General features: G+C 45.6%; 17 protein-coding genes. 14 read left to right on the top strand and 3 right to left on the bottom strand.

Features of this window, described 5'->3' with window-relative positions; genetic code table 11:
- The first annotated feature begins 6 nt into the window (after positions 1 to 6).
- From AC23N5_RS08250 to AC23N5_RS08225, 6 genes are all read left to right on the top strand, one after another.
- Positions 7 to 2127 (top strand): hypothetical protein, encoded by a 2121-nt coding sequence (locus tag AC23N5_RS08250; RefSeq protein ID WP_487755181.1) that lies wholly within the window; start codon positions 7 to 9, stop codon positions 2125 to 2127.
- Positions 2128 to 2160: 33 nt separating this feature from the next.
- Entirely contained in the window at positions 2161 to 3141 is a 981-nt protein-coding gene (locus AC23N5_RS08245; protein ID WP_487755180.1) for a Gfo/Idh/MocA family protein, read from the top strand.
- Positions 3142 to 3157: 16 nt separating this feature from the next.
- Entirely contained in the window at positions 3158 to 4555 is a 1398-nt protein-coding gene (locus AC23N5_RS08240; protein WP_487755179.1) for a purple acid phosphatase family protein, read from the top strand.
- 264 nt (positions 4556 to 4819) lie between these two features.
- Positions 4820 to 5266 carry a cold-shock protein gene (locus AC23N5_RS08235; RefSeq protein ID WP_183973276.1) on the top strand — a complete coding sequence of 149 codons (447 nt, stop codon included), beginning with the start codon at positions 4820 to 4822 and terminating at the stop codon, positions 5264 to 5266.
- Between the two features lie 241 nt (positions 5267 to 5507).
- A complete protein-coding gene (locus tag AC23N5_RS08230; RefSeq protein ID WP_487755178.1) occupies positions 5508 to 6206 on the top strand; it encodes a hypothetical protein in 699 nt (232 codons plus the stop codon).
- Positions 6207 to 6250: 44 nt separating this feature from the next.
- Positions 6251 to 7480: a retropepsin-like aspartic protease gene (locus tag AC23N5_RS08225; protein ID WP_487755177.1), complete on the top strand. Its 1230-nt coding sequence runs from the start codon at positions 6251 to 6253 to the stop codon at positions 7478 to 7480.
- A gap of 79 nt (positions 7481 to 7559) precedes the next feature.
- Here the strand turns inward: AC23N5_RS08225 and AC23N5_RS08220 are convergent, their stop codons facing one another.
- The 3 genes from AC23N5_RS08220 to AC23N5_RS08210 form a co-directional block, all read right to left on the bottom strand.
- Positions 7560 to 9974 (bottom strand): hypothetical protein, encoded by a 2415-nt coding sequence (locus AC23N5_RS08220; RefSeq protein ID WP_487755176.1) that lies wholly within the window; start codon positions 9972 to 9974, stop codon positions 7560 to 7562.
- Between the two features lie 20 nt (positions 9975 to 9994).
- A complete protein-coding gene (locus tag AC23N5_RS08215) occupies positions 9995 to 10927 on the bottom strand; it encodes a metallophosphoesterase family protein (RefSeq protein WP_487755175.1) in 933 nt (310 codons plus the stop codon).
- A 265-nt stretch (positions 10928 to 11192) separates the two neighbouring features.
- Positions 11193 to 12284 carry an acyltransferase family protein gene (locus tag AC23N5_RS08210; protein ID WP_487755174.1) on the bottom strand — a complete coding sequence of 364 codons (1092 nt, stop codon included), beginning with the start codon at positions 12282 to 12284 and terminating at the stop codon, positions 11193 to 11195.
- Between the two features lie 102 nt (positions 12285 to 12386).
- On the opposite strand from AC23N5_RS08210, the gene AC23N5_RS08205 reads away from it, so the two are divergent.
- From AC23N5_RS08205 to AC23N5_RS08170, 8 genes are all read left to right on the top strand, one after another.
- Complete coding sequence (locus AC23N5_RS08205) at positions 12387 to 14966, top strand: family 20 glycosylhydrolase (protein ID WP_487755173.1); 2580 nt, start codon at positions 12387 to 12389, stop codon at positions 14964 to 14966.
- A gap of 99 nt (positions 14967 to 15065) precedes the next feature.
- On the top strand, positions 15066 to 15926 hold the full coding sequence (locus AC23N5_RS08200; RefSeq protein WP_183973260.1) for an ROK family protein: 861 nt from the start codon (positions 15066 to 15068) through the stop codon (positions 15924 to 15926).
- Between the two features lie 68 nt (positions 15927 to 15994).
- Positions 15995 to 17248 carry a sugar MFS transporter gene (locus AC23N5_RS08195; protein ID WP_487755172.1) on the top strand — a complete coding sequence of 418 codons (1254 nt, stop codon included), beginning with the start codon at positions 15995 to 15997 and terminating at the stop codon, positions 17246 to 17248.
- Positions 17249 to 18412: an AraC family transcriptional regulator gene (locus AC23N5_RS08190; RefSeq protein WP_183973256.1), complete on the top strand. Its 1164-nt coding sequence runs from the start codon at positions 17249 to 17251 to the stop codon at positions 18410 to 18412.
- Positions 18413 to 18554: 142 nt separating this feature from the next.
- Positions 18555 to 19400, top strand: a complete 846-nt coding sequence (locus tag AC23N5_RS08185; RefSeq protein WP_487755171.1) for a TonB family protein — start codon at positions 18555 to 18557, stop codon at positions 19398 to 19400.
- 52 nt (positions 19401 to 19452) lie between these two features.
- Complete coding sequence (locus AC23N5_RS08180) at positions 19453 to 20742, top strand: AAA family ATPase (RefSeq protein ID WP_487755170.1); 1290 nt, start codon at positions 19453 to 19455, stop codon at positions 20740 to 20742.
- Complete coding sequence (locus tag AC23N5_RS08175; protein ID WP_487755169.1) at positions 20726 to 21391, top strand: HNH endonuclease; 666 nt, start codon at positions 20726 to 20728, stop codon at positions 21389 to 21391. The genes AC23N5_RS08180 and AC23N5_RS08175 overlap by 17 nt, the downstream gene beginning before the upstream one ends.
- An 11-nt stretch (positions 21392 to 21402) precedes the next feature.
- Positions 21403 to 22908 (top strand): 3-keto-alpha-glucoside-1,2-lyase-like domain-containing protein, encoded by a 1506-nt coding sequence (locus AC23N5_RS08170; protein ID WP_487755168.1) that lies wholly within the window; start codon positions 21403 to 21405, stop codon positions 22906 to 22908.
- Positions 22909 to 22923: the final 15 nt, after the last annotated feature.

Below are 22923 nucleotides of genomic sequence, written 5' to 3'. Positions count from 1 at the left end.
ATCGGCATGTTAACGTCACTTTTTACATCAACCCCAACCCCTAGTCGGCGACTGTCAACGTTTGTAACGGTAGGACTTTCGTTGGGCATTGGTTGGGGTATCCGCGGAAACTTCGGACATGAATATGGCGCTGCTTTTGCAGGATGTTTGGCGGCCATCACGGGTTGTTTGCTTTCTGGTCGCCCCGACTGGCGCGAAAAAGTACTCTATTTTGCTTTTTTTGGAGCAATTGGTTGGGGATTTGGAGGTTCCATTTCGTACATGCAAGTCATTTCATCGACCGAAAGCGGCCACGCTCCCTCTCAACTCTACGGTTATGTCACCTTGTTCTACATTGGTTTTTTGTGGGCCGCATTGGGAGGTGCAGGAACGGCACTAGCCGCTGCTGCCGACAAATCGACCCTTATTCGCCTGACAAAACCCATTTGGTGGTTATTTGCGACTTGGCTCGTCTTAGACCTCATCGAAGATCCTGTTGCCAACTGGCTACAGTCGGGCATTGCATTTGACCATACTTGGTCGCGGCACAAAAGCCCGCTTTACTGGTTTGATGCCGACTACCTACCTGCCTTTTTTGCACTACTCGCGGCGGGTTTGTACGATACGTGGGAACAACGTTTCAAAAAGAGCTTTTGGTTGCCGCTCTGCTTGCTAGGCGGTGCGCTCGTAGGTTTGGTAGGGCAATGGGTTTTACAAAAAACGGGGGTATTACCATCGCTTGCCGCTGCGCTTACCTATACGCTGGGAGACCCTACCTACATCGACCCCGAAACGAAAAAAGGGGCCTTCGACGCCCATAACTTCCTGAACAACTGGCCTCAATGGTTTGGCGATTACCCCCAGCACGTCGGTTGGTTCATCGGAGCCGTGGTAGGCATTACCTTTTATTTTTATCGCTTTGGCAAATTCCGCGATGGCTCTTCACTCATTGTATATATGGCAGGCGGCTGGCTGGTTTCGTTTCTGATTTTCCCCGTGCTAGGAAGCCTTTTTTTTACGTCCATTGGCGGTTTGCGCATGACACCTCCGCGCAGCGACGACTGGGCAGGGATTACGGGCGTATTTGTAGGAATGATTCTCTGGATGCGACGCAATGGTTACCAATCAGTAGCGTTTGCATCCGTTGTTTGCGGCACGATAGGTGGGCTGGGTTTTTCGGGCATTCAGTGGATAAAACAACTCTTGATGGCCTTTGGAAGTCCCCGAATTTTACCTGCTACCGAAACTCAACAACTGGCGCTTTGGAGCAATTGGCAACAACAAAACTGGCATAGTTTCTTGGAACAAAGCTATGGTTTCGTCAATGGCATTGCCATCGCGGCTTTGTTTGCCATCTTAGCGGCACGTCTGCCTTTATCAGCCCCTTCACCGCAAAAAACGTCGGCTGAAAAATGGGCATTGAGCGGAATGACGCTTTTTGTATTACTCGGAATTACGTACGTCAACTTATTTAAAAATGTTAGTGAATGGGGCGAACGACTCAACCAAGAAGTTTGGACTCAGGCTATCACACTTTCCGACGGAAGTACCGAAACCGTCCCTGCGCGTTGGGATGTCCCCTATTTGGGCCGCCTCCCTTACATTGATTTTCTCCATTTTACGCCCGAAGGTTGGTTTCGACTGACGTGGTTGCTGCTGGTAGCCTTGTTTGCCTTCCTCCTCAAACGCCATTTCAAAGAGCCCCTTGCTTTATTCCCCAAAACGTGGTTGGGCAAAGGACAATTACTTTTGCTGGTCTTGCTTTGGGTTATGATTATTGGCAACTTTGAACGCGCGCTCGTTGGCTGGCATCCATCGCGTTTGCTCACCGAATGGGTCATTACCGTCAATGCCATGCTGGTTTCATTCCTGTTACTGACCTTACCACGCGAGCACGAGCCTATTTTTGATAGTAGTGAAACCTTTAGCCATTTTCAACAACAATCTTTTAGCGGTTTGTATAAAAAAGCCTGGATGCGCGCACTGAGTACCGTTGCCGTTGTCAGTGTCTTTTTTTGGTCAACCAATCGCTTTATTTATGCGTATCCACCGTACGAAAAATTAGATAAAAAGACGTACTTTACCCGTTTCGGGCCTGAAGCTACATGGCGCTCCAAGCCCAATCTTAAAAACGCCAAGCACAAATAAACAACAACGTATTCATTGAAAACTTTCGCTTTTATGGAACATATCAACTGGGGAATGATTGGTTGTGGCAACGTAACCGAAAAGAAAAGTGGGCCTGCTTTTAGCAAAGTGCCCCATTCATCGCTCGTCGCTGTCATGGGCCGCGATGCCCAAAAAGCCGCCGATTATGCCCAACGTCACGGTGTACCCAAATGGTACAACGATGTCGATGAACTTATCAACGACCCCGACGTCAATGCCATCTACATTGCTACCCCGCCCAACGTTCACCTTGAATATGCCGCTAAGGCCATGAAAGCGGGCAAGGCCGTGTATGTAGAAAAACCGATGGCGCTCAGTGCCGACGAATGCGAACAAATGAACCAAATCAGTCGCGAAACGGGTGTGCCGTTGTTTGTGGCCTACTATCGTCGTCAGTTGCCTTATTTTCTCAAACTCAAAGAATTGGTGGACCAAAAAGCGATTGGCGATATACGTTTGGTAAAAGTTCAAATTCATTACAACCCCTACTCCGAGGAAATTGGGGACGGAGCCCAACCGCGTTGGCGCGTTGACCCCGCGATTTCGGGTGGAGGGCATTTCCACGATTTGGCATCGCACCAGTTCGACTTGTTAGAATATATTTTTGGCCCAATTGCGTCGGCCAAAGGCATTAGCAGAAACCAAGCAGGCTTGTACCAAGCCGACGACATTGTAGTTGCCTCCTTTGAATTTGAGTCGGGCGTATTGGGAACAGGCAGCTGGTGCTACACGCTCAACCCCGAGCAACGCCTCGACGAATCAGAGTTTATTGGTTCAAAAGGAAAAATCACTTTTTCATTTTTCGAGCGCTTTACTATTCGCGTTGAAACCGCCGAAGGTACCGAAACCTTTGAAATACCGTACCCTGAACACGTTCAACAACCTCTCATTGAAACAATTGTTCAGCAACTCAGAGGTGAAGGCACCTGCCCAAGCACGGGTGAAACTGGCGCCCGCGCCAACCTCCTCATGGATCAAATTGTACAATCATAAGTCAGTGACCTTTACTATGAAAGTTATCCAAAAATCAGGCGTTTTTGGCCTCCTAGTAGGCAGTTTTTTAGCCCTAACGAGCGCGGCACAAACGCACAAACCTTACACACCCACCCCTTATCCCGACCGCGTTATTATGGGTTGGCAGGAAAACAACGCCGCCACGTCGCAGTCGGTCAACTGGCGAACGGATTCCACCATTGTTGCGGCCATTGGCGCCATTCACGAAGCCGATGCGTCGCCCGATTTTGTCAAAAAAGCCACCTTGGTACCTGCCACTACCGAAACTGTAGTCGTGGATGGAAAGCGTGTGCTTTATCATACGGTTCATTTTACCAACCTCAAACCCAACACCAAATACAGCTACCGTGTGGGGGCGGGCGAATATTGGAGCGAGTGGTTTCATTTCAAAACCGCCAACGACCAAGCCGTTCCATTCTCATTTTTGTATTTTGGAGATGCCCAAAACGACATTCGTTCGCTCTGGTCGCGTACCATTCGGGGGGCGTATTCGGCCATGCCTTCTGTAAGCTTAATGATTCACGCGGGCGACCTCATCACAACCTCCAACGCCGATTGGCAATGGGGCGAGTGGTTTGAGGCTGGCGGCTGGATCAACGGCATGGTACCAACCCTAGCCAGCCCAGGCAATCACGAATATTTCCGCGACCCCGCTGGCAAATCGTCATTATCTATCCATTGGCGGCCGTCGTTTGTTTTACCAGAAAATGGCCCAGCAAGTCTCAAAGAAACCGCCTATTACTTTGATTATCAAGGCGTACGTTTTGTTTCTTTAAACTCCCAGGCAGCCTTACTTGATGCCAACGTATTGGAAGAACAAGCCAAATGGTTGGTAAGCGTATTGGAGAAAAACCCCAATCGTTGGACAATTGTAACGCACCACCACCCGATTTATTCGACTGCCAACGGGCGTAACAACGATGAATGGCGTTTAAAAATGGAACCTATTTACAAAAAATACAACGTCGATTTGGTTTTACAAGGCCATGACCACACCTACGGGCGTGGGCTTAACATGCCTTTGGGGCAAAGCCGTAAATACCCCGATGGCCCTATCTATGTAGTGTCGGTGAGCGGGCCTAAAATGTACACGATTGGCTTGCAAGACTGGATGGACAGAGCAGGTTCTAACACGCAGTTGTACCAAATCATTTCGGTCGATGGCAACAAGCTTTCGTACAAAGCCTATACGGTGGCGGGAGAGCTTTACGATGTTTTTGACTTAACCAAAAATGCGGGTGGTCGCAATAAATTAATCGACACCGCTCCTAAATTAGCGCCCGAACTCCTCGCTTTGCCAGAGACCTACCTCAACCGCTTTACCCCCGAGCAAATCAAGGAGTACGAAAACCGATTTAAGGAATACAAAGCGCGTAAAGACAAGAAAAAATAAACCAATATACGCCATCTGAAGGGCGAAATTACCTCTTCCCAAAAGTTTTGAAACTTTTGGGAAGAGATAGTGAAATTATAATGGTATGTTTGTTGTTAGAAAGTTTATCAGCATACCAATACTTCCTGTTTTTGTTCGCTTCCCTTTAGTTGTACAATCACACAAGGCAATTAATCTACGCCGTCAAACCGCATTCTTTAATTCTTTGGTATCTCTGCTACACAATTTAATTCAAAGAAATACCATCATTAAACCAAGTACCAAATGAGCGGATCAAAAACAACATTTACCAAGAAAGAGCGCGAACAAAAAAAAATAAAGAAACGTAAAGGAAAAGAAGAACGAAAAGAAGAACGGTTGGCGTCGTCTAGCAAAGGAAAAGGACTAGAAGACATGATGGCCTATGTGGATGAAAATGGCAACTTATCGAGTGTGCCACCTTCACTTGTAAAAAAACAACCTGAAAAACCCCGCGAGTATTCGCCCGAGATTCAAAACGCCGAGGAAGAGGCTTCGGAGCGCATTGGTAGTGTTCATTTTTTCAACGAGCAAAAAGGGTACGGTTTTATTAAAGACGCGAAGACCAACGAAAGTATTTTCGTGCATATCAACGAATTGAAGGAGCCTGTTAAAGAGAAAGACAAAGTTTCATTCCAAATAAAAATGCGCCCCAAAGGCCCCGTGGCAGTTGAGGTCAAGAAAATAGGGTAATTTCGTCCTGACTACTTTTCATCAAAACACTCCCCAAAGCCGCTGCCATCAGCGGCTTTTTCATTTTTAGCCTACCTTAGCCCAAACTAACTGCTTAGCCAAAATCTTTGAAGTTATGTCTGTAATGAATATATTGCCCAGTCGAAAAACGATTTTCAAAAAACATACCAATAGAAACTTATTCATCTGTTTAGCAACTACTTATTTGTATTTTTTTATGTGTTATAAGACATCTGTATTTATGAGACAAATCTTCACTCTTTTTTCTTTAGTGCTTTTCAGCCTCCAAAGCGCCTGCGCTCAAACCGCCCAAGAAGTATTTGCTAAAAGTCAGGCAGTCTATAAAAATGCCGTTTTTTACCTTGATTCTGGCAAGGTATTTCAACAGTTTTACGACTTAGAACAGCCATTTGAAAAAGCGAAGTACTTCAAAACAGCCTTCGACAGACAGGGACGATTTAACTTTGAATTTTACGAAGTAGGTTATTCAAACTCATTAATGGTTATCAACCGCGATGGCAACAAACTCGCCCAATCATGGTGGGGAGTTACCAACAAAACCCTAAAAGACCAAGCATTGGATGTACTTCTTTCCTCCGCTGGAGGGGTGTCCTCTCGTACTTCTATCCAAATCCCTGAGTTACTTTTTTCGAACAATGATATTTTAGGAGAAAGCATTTTTCTATCTACAAAAAACGCGCAGTTGGATACCGACGAAACTATCAATGGAACGCTTTGCTATAAAATCAAAGGAAGTGGTTTTGAAGGGTATATAATTACCTGGATTGCCAAGGATAGCTACCTCATCAAAAGAGTTGAAACCGACCAAAAAGTCAACAATTTTCGCGTTAAAAGCACCTTCGACTATAATCCCTCGTTGCCGACAACTTTAGATAACCAAGCATTTGAATTTCGCCCGAATCGCAAAGTAAAGTTGTAATCGATTTACCTTCCCGAAAGTTCAAAAACACCTTCCCGTAAGTTTTGAACTTTCGGGAAGGTGGAAATTTTAATCTTCAACCAGTTATGTTCAGAAAAATTTTTCTTATTTCTATTCTATACACCCTGTATTGTCTCCCACTTTTTGGTCAAATCAAAACCTTCAATCAAGGAACAATACGAGAACCAGAATACTTCAGTAAAATTCCGTTTGAGTTTAAAGCTGGAAAAATCATAATCAAAGCAACCATTGATAATCAAGACTTTCGATTTATACTTGACACTGGCGCTCCAACTATTATTACTGAAAAACTTCACAAAAAACTAGCGTTAAAGGCTCTTCAAAAAATAGAGGTAGGTGACCAAAGTAGCTTAAAAGACAGCTTATCGACTTGCTATATTCAATCTATGAAAATTGGTAAGATTACATTTGACAGTACTATCTCTCTTATCCAAAACAACCAACTATTTGATTGTTTCAATGTTGATGGCATAATTGGTAGCAACCAATTGCGTAATTCAATTATTCATCTTTCTCTTCAAGATAGTAGCTTGACTATCACCAATAAAATTAGCAAACTTCTTGTTCGTAAAGTGCACTCTTCCCAACTCAATTTGGGTCCTTTTCAAAGTAGTCCATATATTTTAGTACAACTTTTAGGCAAAAAGAAGGAGAAAGAGACAGTATTATTCGACAGCGGATATAACGGGTTTTATAACCTGTCTTCGAGACATTATAAAATTTTCAGTAAAAAAGCCATTTTTACTGAACTGTCAGAATCTTATGGAAATTCAACGGTTGGATTATTTGGTGCTGAAAACGCTTCAAAAACGTCTCTATTATTTCTCAAAGAATTACTTATCGGTTCCACTTCTATAAAAAATGTTACCCTTCAAACAACTCAAGGTGACGACTCTTGCATTGGAACTGAAATATTAAACTACGGAAGTGTTACCATAGATAATATTGGGAAGCAGTTTTATTTTACTCCTTTTGACGGTCAAAAATCATTTAATTATGAACAACCATCCTATCCCTTCGAGCTTGGCTTGAGTAACCAAAATAAAGTTATTATTGGCCAAATTTGGAACAAAGAGTTGATGGACAAAGTAGAGGTCGGTGACCAAGTAATTGAAATAAATAAAATTCCGATACTCGACTTTTGCCCACTCTTAACTGGAAGCATCAGGTATAAGGATTTTGAGCAAGTAAAAATGGTTGTCCAAAAGAAAAACGGAGCAACGCTATCTATTGAAGTTAGCAAAGTCAAATAGAAAGCAAACGTTGACTTACCTTCCCGAAAGTTTTAAACTTTCGGGAAGGTGTTTTTGAACTTTCGGGAAGGTCGTAAAATCATTTCTTCATTAGCCAAATTTCAGTGACTTGCGGGCCTTGACCGCCTTCACCACACGTCCAAATAAAGGTTACTTTCCCGTCGGCAGTGGATTTTTGGGGAACATCAAACTCAAAGAGAGGTTCTTCGCCCGTTTGAAAAAAATCATGAATCAGGGCTCCGTCATCCGTCATTAGTTTCATTCGCGACCGAAAACGCCCCGTGTAAGAAATCCGCATTCGGTAGGTTGCCTTGGGGTCTAGCTCGTTGTAAGCAATCTTTAACGGCTCCTCATACAAGGTTTTTACCTGCTTCATCCACGCTCTTGGCGTTACTTGTCCTTTAAAACCAGTTGCCCTGATTTCGTCCACCCACTCTTCCCCCACGATTCCAACGCCAAAACTTACCCGTGGTGATTGTAAACTACCTGGGTCTTTCTCCCACGAAACATCCGAAACTACCCGATGCCAGCTTTCGGGTGCGCCAAAATGGTCGTAAAAACCTCCCGCGCCTGGGTCGGTGCGGTGGAGCAGTTGGTCTATTTTCTGTTGACGTTCGGCTTCGTTATTTAATTTTTCAATTTTACCCAGTTCGTCCAACAACCAAGGCGAATCGTTGAGCGGTAGGTCGATGTTGTCCACAAAATTTCCACGTCCCGATACCGCCCCGTGACGCTCAACCGTCAGCTGTGCGCCAATACTTTTGAAGAGAGAATCGGCTAAATCAACGCATTTTTGGCGGTATTGGGGCAAAATTGGCACTTTCCACGCCCGTTCCAAGGTCGTTTTGGCTTGTTGAATCGCCGCCAACGAATTTCCTTTGACCGCCCCCCGCAGTGCATCTTTTGCCTGTTGCTCCAATTCGGTTTCGTACAACAATCGACGGCGCGTATAAGCATCGTAATACGCCCGAATCAGCCCCATTTGAAAACGGGGATTTTGCAAAACTGCCAACGATGCCTTTTGCTCCATGGATTGCCATTGCATCAGGGTTCTTTCCACCGACTCGTTGGTCAACAACGGCCCTCGGAATGTATTTTCGAGCGAAATAAGCCCCTGTGCTACGGTTTCTTGGTAATCCATTCCGACAAACAAACGCGCATAGTCGCGAAGCGTCTCGATGACGGGCGTTTCGGGATTCCAATCTTGGTCGCTCCACACAAATTTATTCACGTCGTCGTTGGTGCCTTCTGAATAGCTGATACTTCCAACGCCGTATTCATCCAAGGCATTGTGAATCGTTTTTTCGTCGTGCGGGCGAGGGTTAATACTTTCACGACCAAGGGTTTGCGCAAAAACCAAATCCCAATGAGGAACGGGGTATTGAGAACTGTAATTGTGGGTAATATCGGGATAATGCCGAATCGGAATCGACGCTTTGGTGATGCGACGAATTTCTTGCACGGGCATTTTTACCCACGGCCCAAACACCACTCCACCAAACCACGGATACCCTCGATTGACCTGAGCAAAAAACGAATCGAACCACTTTTTACTAGGTTTGAATACCTGCGGCGACACCCATATTTTGGCTTTGGGATGGTATTTTTTCAAAACCACTGACATTTTTTGAAGCCACGCAAACATAATATCGGGTTCTAAATCGCCTGGGTCACCTCCAGGCACAAAGACGTGATCAAGCTTTGGAATGGCCGAAAACACTTTGTGACGCTCGTCAAGTTCACTTTGAATGGAATCGGGATGGGTATAGTTCGAGCCCATGTTGGGATACCACATCCAAACGTCCAGCCCATATTCTTTACAAATCCGCGACTGCTCCCGAATCATATCCATGGCAGGCAGCTTCATGTGCCCACTTTTCACATCATCGTCGGTACGGGGTGGAACGAGTTCGATGCTATTGGCCCCAAAAAGAGCAAGTTCACGGATGTATTGGTCAAATTGTGCCACCGAAAAAGCGTCGTAGGCATTGGTTTTAGGTCGGTAGCCCAGCTGATGTCCTCTCACGGGATAGCGCGGACTCGTGGCTAGTTGTATCGCCTCGTCGATGGTTATTTTTTGGGGGTACATGACTAATTTTCGGAGCAAACGCCCTACTCCGTACAAAACACCGCGCGCATCTTTACCCACTATCAATACGGCCTGCGAGGCGGGAATCGTCACTAATTTAAACCCTTCGGCTGAGATAGTGGACAGTTTTTGTACCTCCTTTTGCCATGCAGTCGGCAAAAGAGCTACGTCTTTTTCCAGCGCAATCACCACCAACGGCGTCGCAGTGGTTGGTAGTTTATCCGTTACTTCCCACGTTACTTGGGTTCGTTTTTTTACTTCTTCTTGAAGCGTCTCAATGCTTCGGAGCAGTACTTGTTTGTCCGAAATAGAAGTATAAATGCGCGCTTTGGTGAGGTCAATGGGTTTGGCCAAACTCATAAACGCTGTCAAAAAAGCAATCAATAATAGTGGCAGTTTTGTCATAAAAAAGAGGCTTTTACCCATCAAAACTTTAACACTTTTGGGCGAATTTCGGGGACATCGTAGTCTTTATTATCCTGCGGGAATCCTACTTCTTTGGGCGAAAGGCCAACCCACTGCGATTTCTTCCCTGACATAGTAATTTTGCCTTTTTTAGAAATTTCAATCACCGTAAACAGCGGATCACGGTAGGGTGCCGTGTATTTTATCCATTTGAAATTTTTATCAACTTCCTCGCTGTAACGAACGCGACCGTATTCTTCCCCAAGCCATTTGTAAGACATGGAGTTGATGCAGACGTACCAGATTCCGTTGATGTTATCGGCGCGGTCGTAGTGAATGTGACCGTAGAAATTGGCAATCACTTTGTTCTTTTTCGCCTTTGCATTGTGGTTTTCAAGAATTTGTCGAATTTCTTCCGCATTGTCCACCCCATCTTTGCCTAAGCCTTGGTGCGAGAAAATCACAATCGGCCCTTTGGCCTTCATAAGTTCGTCGCGTAGCCACGCTATTTGCGGCGGGTTCAAGTGTTCTTGATAGCCTTTCACGTCAGGCGATTTTTTGTCGTTGCCGTCTAGGACGATAAAATTGAACCCTTTTTGCTCAAACGAATAATAAGACGAAGTCATTTTTCGGTACTCCAACGCCTGTTTCAGCGAGAACCCTCCGTCCATTTCGTGGTTGCCAATGACGTGGTATTTTGGGCCAGGGAAGCTATTCCAAATCTCAAAACCGTAGGCATACTTGGGCGCGGGGGTTCCAAAATCGCCCAAATCAACGACAAAATCGGGTTTGGCCGTTTTCATACTGTCCACAAACGCCGTCAAGCGTTCTTTGGCATCGTGCATGGTCGGAACGTGTACGTCCGAAAGCACACCGAATTTTACTTTTTGCGCCTCCGCCGTGGCTTGGATTCCCCACAACGCAAAACAAAGGCAAATGAGTTGTTTTCTCATACTCTCACAGAGGTCAGACGGTAGTCAGACCGTTTATGTTTAAAATTTGTTATTTGGGTCTGACTACCGTCTGACCCCAAATGGGCTTGATGTTACACGCAGGTCAGACGATAGTCAGACCGTTTACTAGTTTGCTATCACCTGCTTGGGGTCTGACTACCGTCTGACCCCAAATGGGCTTGGTGTTACACGCAGGTCAGACAATAGTCAGACCGTTTGCTAGTTTGCTATCACCTGCTTGGGGTCTGACTACCGTCTGACCCTGTTACAATTTGATAAAAATCTTTTTTCGATAAAGCCAATAGACAGGGATGAAGTTGATGGCTACAAAAAACAAGGCATAAAGCCAACTTGCAAGGTTCGGGCTCATTCCCATTCCCACCAAGGTATTGACAGCGTGTTCGTTTGGGGTTTTATCACCGAGTTTGGTTCCGTAAAAAAACAAGGCCAAGATGTCGCCAAGCACATATACCGAAATAGCATTGGCTCCAAAGATGATTCCCACTTGCGTTCCTTTCGTTTTTCCCAAAATATCAACCGTAAAATACAACGCCCCCAACAGCAAACTCGCAAAACCAGAAGTTACCAACACAAAAGAACTCGTCCAAAGGTTTTCATTGACAGGAAACCCAAGTCCCCAAAAATACCCCAGCACCGACGAAATCACCCCCGCTGTCATCAGGTAATTGACCTTCAGATTTGGGCTTAAATCGGTGATTAACAAGCGTCCCGCCAACATCCCCGTGATACCCGAAGCGATTGAAGGCAACGTACTCAAAATACTTTCGGGGTCCCACGTGCCTTGCCACATTTTTCCTGGCAAAAACTTTGAGTCAAACCACGCCACAATGTTGACGCCTGGTTCGAGCATTACTTTGCCTACACCTGGGGTAGGAATGAGGGTTAAGGCCAACCAATAACCTACCAAAATACTAGCAGTTATCCACGCCTGCTGTCGCCAATTGGTATTTAAAAACAAAATTGCGCATCCCAAAAACACAAACGCAATACGGTGAAGGGTTCCCGTCCAACGGGCTTCGGCAAGATTAAAATCAGGCATCAGGTTCAAAAACATCCCTACTGCATAGATTTTCAGCGACCGAATCACGATTTTTTTATACAGCTCTTTTTTGTCGCCGTCCTTCTTTTTTGAGTAGGCCAACACAATGGACACCCCAATGACGTACAAAAAAATAGGCGCTACCAAGTCGGTAAACGAAAGCCCATTCCAAACGGTGTGACGAAGCGTAAAAAAAACGTGGTCGCTACTACCTGGGAAGTTGACCATAATCATGGCGGCCACCGTAAACCCACGAAGCGCGTCGAGCGAAATAAGACGGGAGCTTGAAAGAGACATCTTAGTTGGTGTCGGTTAAAGAAAGAATTAAAAATACTGTACCCAGAATGGTATTTTTAATACGCATCAGCGTACTATTAGGGCTACTTAACCTCGGTATTTATGCGTACTATTTCGTCTATCACTGTTTTATGTATTTTTATTTGGTGGCTCAGTGGCTGCAAATCTGCGTCAGAAGGAGCGTTCGATCAGGCAAGTAACATTGCTATTTCGTGGGAATTGACCGACAATTTTGCAGGGCCTAATGATGTTTTTGAAGCAAAATTTTACCTCAAAAACAATGGCTCACTTACCCTTGGCGATAGCGCTTGGGCACTGTTTTTTAACATGGCTCCTCGCCCGCTTACGCCCACGCCTACCCCCCAGCTCGCGACACTGGAGCACATCAACGGCGACTGGTACAAGCTTTCTCCTAACAAAGGATTTCGTCTTGCGCCTGGCGATTCGGTTGCCATTAGCTACCGTGGTACCGAGAGCGTTATCAAAGAAACTGATGCGCCACTGGGATTATATTTTGTCTTTTATGATGCCAAAGGCGAAGAATCACAAATTGTTCCCATAGAAAAATGTGCGATTGTGCCGTTTACGCGCAAAGAACAACTTTTGCGTGGCCCCAACGACCAAGACCCCATCATTACGGCCAGCTCACGCTACAACGAAAATCTTCAAGTAAGCCCCGTAGCGGCTAACCAATTACAACGCATTATCCCCTCTCCCATCAGTGTGGTGACGGGGCAAGGTTCTTTTTCATTGACCTCATCCACCCCGATTCACTACGCCGCAGGACTTGAAAACGAAGCCAATTTGTTGGCTCAACGCCTCAAAGAGCTGACAGGTAGCGAGTTTAAAACCAAAAACGCGTCGCCCGCACCCAATACCATTTCGTTGAGTACCACCGCGTTGAGTGTTAAAGGAATTAGCAAAGAAGCTTACAAACTAGGCGTGAGTCCTCAAGGGGTTTCCATCGTTGGCAGCGACGCAGCGGGCGTGTTTTACGGCACACAGAGCCTTGTCGCGCTCATTCCAACGGCGGCTTTAGCCCAAAAATCAGGCACCATTTCGTTGGAAGCTCTGCAAATCGAAGACGCTCCTCGCTTTTCGTTCCGCAGTATGCACCTTGATGTCGGCCGTAATTTCCAAACCAAAGAGACCATTCTTCGTCAGTTGGATGTGTTGGCATTTTACAAACTCAACCATTTTTTGTTTTACGTAACGGAAGACGAAGGCTGGCGCGTTGAAATCGACGGTCTGCCTGAACTTACGCAAGTAGGCGGTCAGCGTCAGCATGTTAAGTCGTACAAAGATGCCGCCTTACACCCAGGCTACGGCTCTGGCCCCCAAGCCTATGGCAAAGGAAGCCACGGAAGTGGGTTTTATACCAAAGCTGATTTTATTGAAATTTTAAAATACGCCCACGCTCGCCACATCAAAATCATCCCTGAAGTCAACCTACCTGGCCACGCGCGGGCGGCCATCAAAGCGATGGAAGCGCGTTATCAACGTTTGATGAAAGAAGGCAAAGAAAAAGAAGCCAACGAATACCGCTTGGTGGATCCCAAGGACGAATCTGTTTATTTGTCGGCGCAAAGCTACAAAGACAACGTGACGGATGTGACGCAAGAGTCCACCTACCGCTTTTACGAAAAAGTGACCGACGAAATCATCAAAATGTACAAAGAAGCGGGGCTTTCGTTGGATATTTTCCACATTGGGGGCGACGAAGTAGCAGGAGGTGCGTGGACCAAGTCACCTTGGGCACAAGACCTGCTCAAAAAAGACCCGAGCATCGGCGAATTTCATAACCTCCACGCTTATTTCATTCGCCGTTTGTTGCCTCGTTTACAAAAACGCGGCCTCCAAGTGCACGGTTGGGAGGAAGTAGGATTAACAAAAACCAAAGACGGTGCGCTCAAGATCAATCCTGAGTTTGCGGGCAAAAACGTGGTCCCTTACGTCTGGAACAACCTCTACGACCCCGATTTAGGTTATCGTTTGGCCAATGCAGGCTACCCTGTAGTGTTGTGCAACGTCACCAATTTTTATTTTGATTTGGCCTACAACAATGAGTCGCAAGAGCCGGGTCTTTACTGGGCTGGCTTTGTCGATACCCGCGACAACTACACGTTTGCCCCATACGACATGTTTAAAACTACTTATACCAATAATTTTGGCAAGCCTTTGGTATTCAATAACGTAGAGCGTTTACGGCCCGATGCCAGCAAAAATATCGTTGGCGTAGAATGCCAGTTGTGGAGCGAGACCATCAAAGGCCGTGACATGCTCGAATACTATACCTTACCCAAACTGATGGGCTTTGCCGAAAGTGCATGGAGCGCCGAGCGCCCTTGGGAAACCATTGCCGACCGCACTGCGCGCGAAAAAGCGATTCAGGCAAGCTGGAATATTTTTGTAAATACCCTCGCCCAAAAAGACCTACCGCGCCTTAGCTACCTCAACGGTGGCTACAACTACCGCATTCCGCTGCCAGGGGCAGTAGTCGAAAACGGAACATTGAAGGCCAATATCGCTTATCCTGGACTTCGGGTACGCTACACCACCGACGGCAGCGAACCCACCGATAAGTCACCCGAATACACCGCCCCTGTCCAAGTAACAGGAAAAATCAAGCTCAAAGCATTTGACGCCGCAGGCAAAGCAAGCCGCACCGTCGAAGTAAAGTAGCCCATTCGTAAGTTGTAATTCATCATTCGTAATTCATAATTACCCACCACGCGTTCGCTCAAGTACATACGCAACGTTAACACTTAAAAAGTAGCACCAATGAAAATAGGAGTAGATTTAGGAGGGACCAAAGTAAAAGCGGGAATCGAGTTTAACGGGGAAATTATCCACCAAAACACAGTTTTCCTCCAAGAGAAGGAGTCCATGTCGGCTACTTTAGAGCAGTTGTTTGACCTGATACGTCCTCTCACCCAACATCCCATTGGAAGCATTGGGATTGGTGTCCCCTCAGTCGTCGATGTCGAAAAAGGCATCGTTTATAACGTAGCCAATATCCCTTCGTGGGAAAAAGTAGCGTTACGTGATATTTTGGAAGAAGAATTTAACATACCCGTCTATGTCAACAACGATGCCAACTGTTTTAGCCTCGGCGAGCACCGTTATGGCGTTGCCCAACACTACAATTCTGTCGTTGGAATGACCATTGGAACTGGCTTAGGGTCAGGCATTATCATCGACAATCAGTTATACAACGGGAGCAACTGCGGCGCGGGCGAAATCGGTCTTTTGCCTTACCGCGAGCACAACCTCGAATACTACGCAGGGAGCAACTTCTTTGAAGCAATTCACGGCACTACGGCCCTGCTTGTGAGCAACGCCGCACTCGACGGCGACAAAAAAGCCCTTCGTTTATGGCAAGAATTTGGTGTACATTTGGGTTTTGCCATCAAAGCGGCCATGTACACCTACGACCCCGAAGCCATTGTATTGGGTGGTTCTATTGCCAAAGCTTACTCGTTTTTTGAAGGAGGAATGCGCGAAGCGCTTGAGGATTTCGCCTATCCCGAAACCCTCAAAAGAATCAAAATCCTTCAGTCTCAAAACGATGACATCGCTCTCTTAGGTGCTGCGGCGTTGGTATTGCAAGATGCCAAAGTACCTGTGAGCAGCTTGAGGTAAGATGGAGTGTCGAGTAAAATGTGCAGCGGGTTGCTCACAACCCGACCAAATCCAAAACCCAAAACCACATGAAAAGAAACACCTTTATTGTTATTCTCATTTTCGTTATCTTCTTCGTTATATCGTTTTTGAGTAATATTCTTGGTCCCATTATCCCCGACATTGTCGATAGCTTCAACCTCAGCATTGGCTTGGCGGGCTTTTTACCGTTTGCCTTTTTTGTGGCCTATGGGGTGGCCTCCATTCCTTCGGGGATATTGGTCGAAAAATACCGTGAGAAAAAGGTGCTTTTCTGGGCTTTTTTGTTGGCATTTGGTGGGGCGTTGTTATTCGCGCTAGTTCCAACGTTTACAGTATCGTTGTTATCGCTTTTTATCATCGGCATCGGCATGGCCATGCTTCAAGTGGTCATTAATCCATTGCTTCGCGTGGCAGGAGGTGAAGCAAATTTTGCCTTCAACTCCGTGATGGCGCAGTTGTTTTTTGGCGGTGCTTCTTTTTTGAGTCCCATGCTTTACAGCTACTTAGTACTGAATGTTCATTCGGGACAAGAAGTGAATGCTTTTATTTCTACGCTCAACGGCATCGTACCTGCTGAGTTGAAATGGGTTTCGTTGTATTGGGTGTTTGCGGTGGTAGCGCTTTTGATGGTCTTCATCGTAAAAATGGTACATTTTCCCGAAGTAGAACTCAAAGAAGACGAGAAGATTGATACCCAAAACGCCTTCAACGACTTACTCAAAAACCGCTATGTTTACCTGTTTTTTCTAGGAATTTTTGCGTACGTCGGTACAGAACAGGGCATTGCTAACTGGACGTCAAAATTTCTGCAAACCTACCACAACGTTGACCCAGCGACGGAAGGTGCTTCGGTGATTTCGTATTTTTGGGGCTTGCTCACCATTGGCTGTATTTTAGGGCTTGTTTTGTTGAAACTCTTCGATAGCCGTCGGGTACTGCTGCTTTTCACCGTTGGAGCCATTGTTTCGGTGTTAGTAGGCTTGTTTGGGCCGCTCGAAATGGCCCTGTATGCCTTTCCAATGAGCGGTTTTTTTGCTTCGGTGATGTGGTCGATTATCGTCTCGTTGGCCCTCAATTCCGTTCCTTATCACCACGGGACGTTTTCAGGGATTTTGTGTTCGGGCATCGCGGGCGGCGCAGTGGTGCCACTCGTCATTGGGGGGTTGGCCGAATTAGTAGGCTTACGTTTGGCGATGTTGTTTTTGATGATTACTTTGGGATATATTTTGAGCATTGGTTTTTGGGCAAAACCCCTTGTGACCAACGCGACCATTAAAAGTTGGAAAGAACTTTTTTCCTAGATGTACAAAATTATCCTTCTCATCGACTTTGCCGAAGAATACAGCAAAGGCTTACTTCAAGGAATTTCGAAGTACTCGAAAGAGCATGGCCCGTGGATTTTTTGTCGAATGCCCCTGTTTCAGCGCGAAACGATTGGTATCGACGGGATTTTGGAATGGGCGCTCGAATGGGAAGCCGACGGCATCATTGGACAGTTGTACAACGACCCCAAGATTTCTAAAATCGTGGAAGCAGGAATTCCCGTCATTGCCCAAGACTTTAAAGAGCGTTTCAAAGAAATTCCCAACATCACAGGCGATCACTACGAAGCAGGGCACCTAGGAGCCGAGTATTTTCTCCGAAAAGGTTTCAAACACTTTGCTTTTTACGGTTTCAAAGACATTGTTTGGTCGCGCGAGCGGGCCGAAGGTTTTGAAGCACGCATACGGAAAGCGGGCTACCCTGTGCATTATTTTGAGCACGCCATGTCGCGGTCGAGTGAACTGTGGTACTACAAACCTAGCCCCCTGAGCCAATGGCTCAATTCGCTCCCCAAACCGCTTGCCCTCATGGCTTGCGACGACAACCAAGGGCAGCACATTACGGAAGCCTGTCGTTTGGCCAATATCCGTATCCCCGAAGAAGTGGCCGTGTTGGGTGTCGATAACGACGAAATGATTTGTGAATTTTCGGATCCTCCGCTTTCGAGCATTGCCCAAGATACCGAAAAAGGTGGCTACGATGCGGCCAAATTGTTGCACCACATGATTGAGCACGGCACGTCGGATTTTTACGACATTTACGTAAAACCAACGCAAGTCATCACGCGCCAATCCACTGATATTTATGCCACCAACGACAAGTACATCGCTTCATCTTTGAAGTTTATCCACCAAAACATCGACAAAAACCTGCAAGTCGATGATGTGGTAAAACAAGTGCCATTGTCGCGGCGGGCGTTAGAGCAACGTTTTCAAGACATTACGGGATACCCGATTTATAAGTATATTTTCAATTTACGGATTGAAAAATTTACCCAAAAACTGCTTGAAACCGACATGACAGTTTTTGAAATCGCGCTTGACATGGGCCTCACCGACAGTAAAAACATTGCGCGGCAATTTCGGCAAATCAAAGGCTGTACCCCCATCGAATATCGTAATAAGTATTTAGCAGGAAAATAGGGAATTTTGCCGCCATTCTTAGTTTTAGAGAATAATGAAATAGTTGAACTTTAAAAAGAAAAAAGGCATAAAGCGACATTAAAAATAGTGGAAGAATTAAGAAATCAAGGTATTTTTGCCCAAAATTATCTAACCCAAAAATATGAAATTTCTTACACTACTGACCCTACTAACATTCCTGATAAGTAACGCATTACATGCGCAATCTACCCCACCCAAAGACAGCACTGGCCACAAAGCTCAAGCTGACAAACTCTTTTTAGCAGGCAAGTATCAACAAGCCAAAGAACTGTACGAAAAGGCAAAACAAGTAACTGGCAATGAAAATGATGACTACCTCATCATGCAACTCGAAAACTGCGACAAGTGCTTAGGTTTTTGGCGTTCGATTCAGGAGTTATCCAAAGATGCGGACGCCGCCAAAGTAACCATGACTGTGTATGAAAAAATATTAGACATTAATCCCAAAGACAGCACCGTACAAGCCACGCTGATGACCAACTATTGGACCCTTGCCAAACAACGCTACCAACAACTCGACTTCCAACGAGCAGGAGAACTCTTTCGTAAAGTGAGCGGCTACCCCCAATCGCCTTACACTGCCGAAGCGAGGGTATTGGCCGATAGCAGCGACATCTACGCCAAAAGCCTCACCGAAGGCTTTATCGCCCCCGACGTGGAAGTTCCTGCCGCCTACGCTTCTGGGTTAAAAGGCATAAGCAATGTCATTGCCAACAACATGAAATATCCAGAAAAGGCCGCCAAAGAGAAAATCAGCGGCAAGGTATGGCTAGGCTTTATCATCAATGAAAAAGGGAAAGTAATTCCAGAATCGGTGCGGGTCATCAAGGGCATCGGTGGCGGTTGCGACGAAGAAGCAATACGTCTCATCAAATTAATGAACAACTGGAGTCCCGCCGTAAAATGGGGCAAACCCGTTCGTTTCCAAAACACGTTTGGCATCACATTTTCACTGGGGAAAGAGTAAAGACTAGCGTTATCAAGCGTAAAAGTAATCACTGTCAAAAAATAGTTCCATTATGAGGATTGATAACATTACCATCAAAAATTTCAGAGGATTTGAAGAAATTTCAGTCCCGCTACACCCTCATTTTAATCTTATTATTGGCGACAATGGCAGTGGAAAATCAGCCGTACTTGAAGCTCTTACTATCGCTATGGGCTCTCTTTTTTTAGGAATAAACGGCACCGACTCTCGAAGTATCCGAGAAGCCGATGTGCGTCTTCGTACGTTTGATGGGTTTCAGGAAAAACAATTTCCCGTGGAGATTACGGCCCAGGGCTACATTGATAATTCATTTATTTCTTGGACGCGAGAGCAAGTGTCTGAAAATGGGAGCACACTTTCAAAGCGGGCAAATACAATCAAAAAAACTGCCGAAATACTTGATAAACAAGTTAGAAATGGCGTTCCAATCACCATGCCTGTTTTAGCATATTATTCTACAGGACGCCTTTGGAAAGATTTGATAGAGCGTAAAACTATCAAAGAGCCGAAGCAAGTGATAGCCAGCAGATTTAGGGCTTATAAAAGCTGCTTACAAGCGATTTCGACTTTCAAAATTTTCCTAAAATGGTACAAAGGGAAAGAACAGTCAGCTATCCAAAAAAGAGAAGAAGACTTTGCATTAATATCCATTAAAAAACTCATTATCAACAATTTACCAAATTGTAAAAATATATATTATGAGTTTGATGAGGACAAAATTCAAGGATTAAAAATAGAGCTGTTCGACGGTAAAATACTTCCCTTTGAATACCTCAGCGATGGTACCCGTAATCTTTTTGCAATGCTTGCCGACATTGCCTATAAATGCCTTGTCTTGAACCCACATCTAAAAGAAGAAGCGTTAGAAAAAAGCAATGGCATTGTATTGATTGATGAGCTAGATTTACACCTGCACCCTGAGTGGCAAAAACAAATCATTGTTTCGCTAAAACAGGCTTTCCCAAATATCCAGTTTATCGCTACGACCCACTCCCCTTTTCTAATTCAAGAAGCGGAAGAAGGCCAATTGTTAAAGCTTAAAAATAACACGATTGAAGTCTCTGGTGGCAATCAACTGAGCATAGAAGACATTGCTCAAACTAAACAGGAGGTGGAAAACCCCCAATGGAGCGAAAAGAAGAAAGAGCTTTATCATGCTGCGGAAGAATATTATAAAGCGCTAGAAAGTGGAGAAGTGGAAGAGTCTCTGGAGTTGAAAGTCGCGGAATTGCTACAACCATTTAGCCAAAACCAGGCTTACGACGCATTCATGAACCAAATAAGACTGACCAAACAAGCTGACGATGAGACCCGTAGATAAAGGAAATGCGCCCAACGTCTATGCAAACTGGGGAGACGCCCGCAATGATTTAGGGGATAAACTTGACTGGTGTTGCTCCTACTGTGAAATGAAAGTCACCAATATGTTGGAGGTAGAGCATATCGTACCTCGAAGTCACGGTGGCGCTCCGCTTGATTGGGAAAACTTCTTGATTTCTTGTAAGTATTGTAATACCGTCAAAGGCAACCGCAATACCTCTCGCATTGGATACCTCTGGCCAGATAGAGATAACTGCGATTTAGCTTTCGTCTATTCAGAACAGCATACTATGCAACCAGCAGCCACCTCTGTTCAAGCTAACGCTCAGGCTACAATCGACCTCATGGGGCTAGACAGAAAACCTGGTGGTCTTAATGCTCCAACAGACGCCGATAGCCGTTGGATTTTCAGGTTACAAGCTTGGTTAATTGCCAAAAGTTCACTAAGAAATTGGCACATAAATCCAACCCAAGCCATGGCTGAACAAATTGCACTTACTGCCTACGGCCATGGTTTTTATTCAATCTGGGTGACTGTTTTTTCTGGAATAGAACCCGTGATAGTTGCTATACGAAAGGAATATAAAAGCACCTACTTTCAGATAGATACAAACGGACACAGGACTCAAAGACCAAATGGAATCATCTAATTTCACCCACCATGCCTATCTTATTATTTTTATTCTTGCTATTGGGATGTTTAAATAATTCATTCGCCCAATTTCCCTCCGAAATCGTGGACTTCAAAACCTACCCTCAAAATCCCGTTTTTGAAGGAACAGGCCAAAAAACGTGGGACGAAAAAATTCGCGAACGGGGATATATCCTGCGCGAAGGAAATACCTACCACCTTTGGTACACGGGCTACAAAAACGAACCCAAATCCACCAAATTTCTCGGTTACGCCTCATCCACGGACGGAATTCACTGGAAGCGCCATCCTCAAAACCCTATTTATAGGCTGGATTGGGTGGAAGATATGTCAGTGGTGAAAGTGAATGGCGTTTATTACATGTTTGCCGAAGGCCGCGACGACGTCGCTCATTTACTTACTTCTACCGACCGTATTCACTGGAAAGAAAAAGGCAATTTGGACATTCGCCAAACCAACGGAACACCCATCAGCCAAGGGGCTTACGGGACGCCTGCGATTTGGTACGAAAACAAAACGTGGTACCTCTTTTACGAGCGGGCCGACTTGGGAATTTGGCTCGCAACCTCCCGCGATTTGAAAATTTGGAAGAACGTTCAAGATGAACCTGTCATTGCTTTAGGCCCTGATGGCTACGACAAATTTGCGGTAGCGATGAACCAAGTCATCAAGTACCAAGGGAAATACTACGGTTATTACCACGCCTCGGCTTTTAAAGATTGGCGCGAATGGAGCACCAACGTGGCCGTCTCTAATGACCTCATTCACTGGACAAAATACGACCAAAACCCTATTCTCGGAAGCGACAAATCGAGCGGGATGCTGGTAAACGATGGCAAACAATTCCGCCTATATACCATGCACCCATCGGTACAATTACACACCCCAAGTTCGTGGGAATGGCTGTTTAACGGCACATCAACCCAAAGCTGGACTTCGGCCAAAAGCGACCAGTTTCCTAAAGAAGGCTGGGCCATCGAAAACAATGAATTGGTGGTCAACAAAGGCCGAGGGGAAAGCAAAGCAGTGGTGCGGGGGGGAGATATTATTACCAAAAAGACCTACTCGCAGTTTGATTTAGAATTTGAATTTAAGCTCGCTCCTGGTGCCAATACAGGTCTTAAATATTTTGTCAAAAAATACCCCAACGGTTCCCTGTTAGGACCAGAATATCAACTGATTGACGATTTGGGCAACAAAGACATTGCCAACGATACCAACGACAAACGACGTACAGCGAGTTTGTATGAATTGATGGAACCCAATTCGCGCCAACAAAAACCCATCGGAGAATGGAATCGTGGACGGATTCGGGTAGAGGGCAAACGCGTAACGCACTGGCTCAACGGCGTAAAAGTGGTCGAATATACCATTGGCAGTCCTGAGTTTAAGCAGGCGAAGGCGGCGAGTAAGTTTAAGGAGGTGGAGGATTTTGGAATGCCTGGGGGGCATATTCTCCTTCAAGACCACGGCGACGAGGCCGCTTTCCGAGCTATTCGGATTCGGGAGTTGTAGTTTTTTGCAGCTAAT

Source organism: Runella sp. R5_40, from assembly GCF_057652295.1.
The sequence above is the reverse complement of the archived record's forward strand: the minus strand, read 5'-3'. Positions and strand labels throughout refer to the sequence as shown.

Coding starts and splice junctions, on each gene's coding strand:
- AC23N5_RS08250 (WP_487755181.1), top strand. CDS start 7: ATGTTAACGTCACTTTTTACATCAACCCCAACCCCTAGTCGGCGACTG.
- AC23N5_RS08245 (WP_487755180.1), top strand. CDS start 2,161: ATGGAACATATCAACTGGGGAATGATTGGTTGTGGCAACGTAACCGAA.
- AC23N5_RS08240 (WP_487755179.1), top strand. CDS start 3,158: ATGAAAGTTATCCAAAAATCAGGCGTTTTTGGCCTCCTAGTAGGCAGT.
- AC23N5_RS08235 (WP_183973276.1), top strand. CDS start 4,820: ATGAGCGGATCAAAAACAACATTTACCAAGAAAGAGCGCGAACAAAAA.
- AC23N5_RS08230 (WP_487755178.1), top strand. CDS start 5,508: ATGAGACAAATCTTCACTCTTTTTTCTTTAGTGCTTTTCAGCCTCCAA.
- AC23N5_RS08220 (WP_487755176.1), bottom strand. CDS start 9,974: ATGACAAAACTGCCACTATTATTGATTGCTTTTTTGACAGCGTTTATG.
- AC23N5_RS08215 (WP_487755175.1), bottom strand. CDS start 10,927: ATGAGAAAACAACTCATTTGCCTTTGTTTTGCGTTGTGGGGAATCCAA.
- AC23N5_RS08210 (WP_487755174.1), bottom strand. CDS start 12,284: ATGTCTCTTTCAAGCTCCCGTCTTATTTCGCTCGACGCGCTTCGTGGG.
- AC23N5_RS08205 (WP_487755173.1), top strand. CDS start 12,387: ATGCGTACTATTTCGTCTATCACTGTTTTATGTATTTTTATTTGGTGG.
- AC23N5_RS08200 (WP_183973260.1), top strand. CDS start 15,066: ATGAAAATAGGAGTAGATTTAGGAGGGACCAAAGTAAAAGCGGGAATC.
- AC23N5_RS08195 (WP_487755172.1), top strand. CDS start 15,995: ATGAAAAGAAACACCTTTATTGTTATTCTCATTTTCGTTATCTTCTTC.
- AC23N5_RS08190 (WP_183973256.1), top strand. CDS start 17,249: ATGTACAAAATTATCCTTCTCATCGACTTTGCCGAAGAATACAGCAAA.
- AC23N5_RS08185 (WP_487755171.1), top strand. CDS start 18,555: ATGAAATTTCTTACACTACTGACCCTACTAACATTCCTGATAAGTAAC.
- AC23N5_RS08180 (WP_487755170.1), top strand. CDS start 19,453: ATGAGGATTGATAACATTACCATCAAAAATTTCAGAGGATTTGAAGAA.
- AC23N5_RS08175 (WP_487755169.1), top strand. CDS start 20,726: ATGAGACCCGTAGATAAAGGAAATGCGCCCAACGTCTATGCAAACTGG.
- AC23N5_RS08170 (WP_487755168.1), top strand. CDS start 21,403: ATGCCTATCTTATTATTTTTATTCTTGCTATTGGGATGTTTAAATAAT.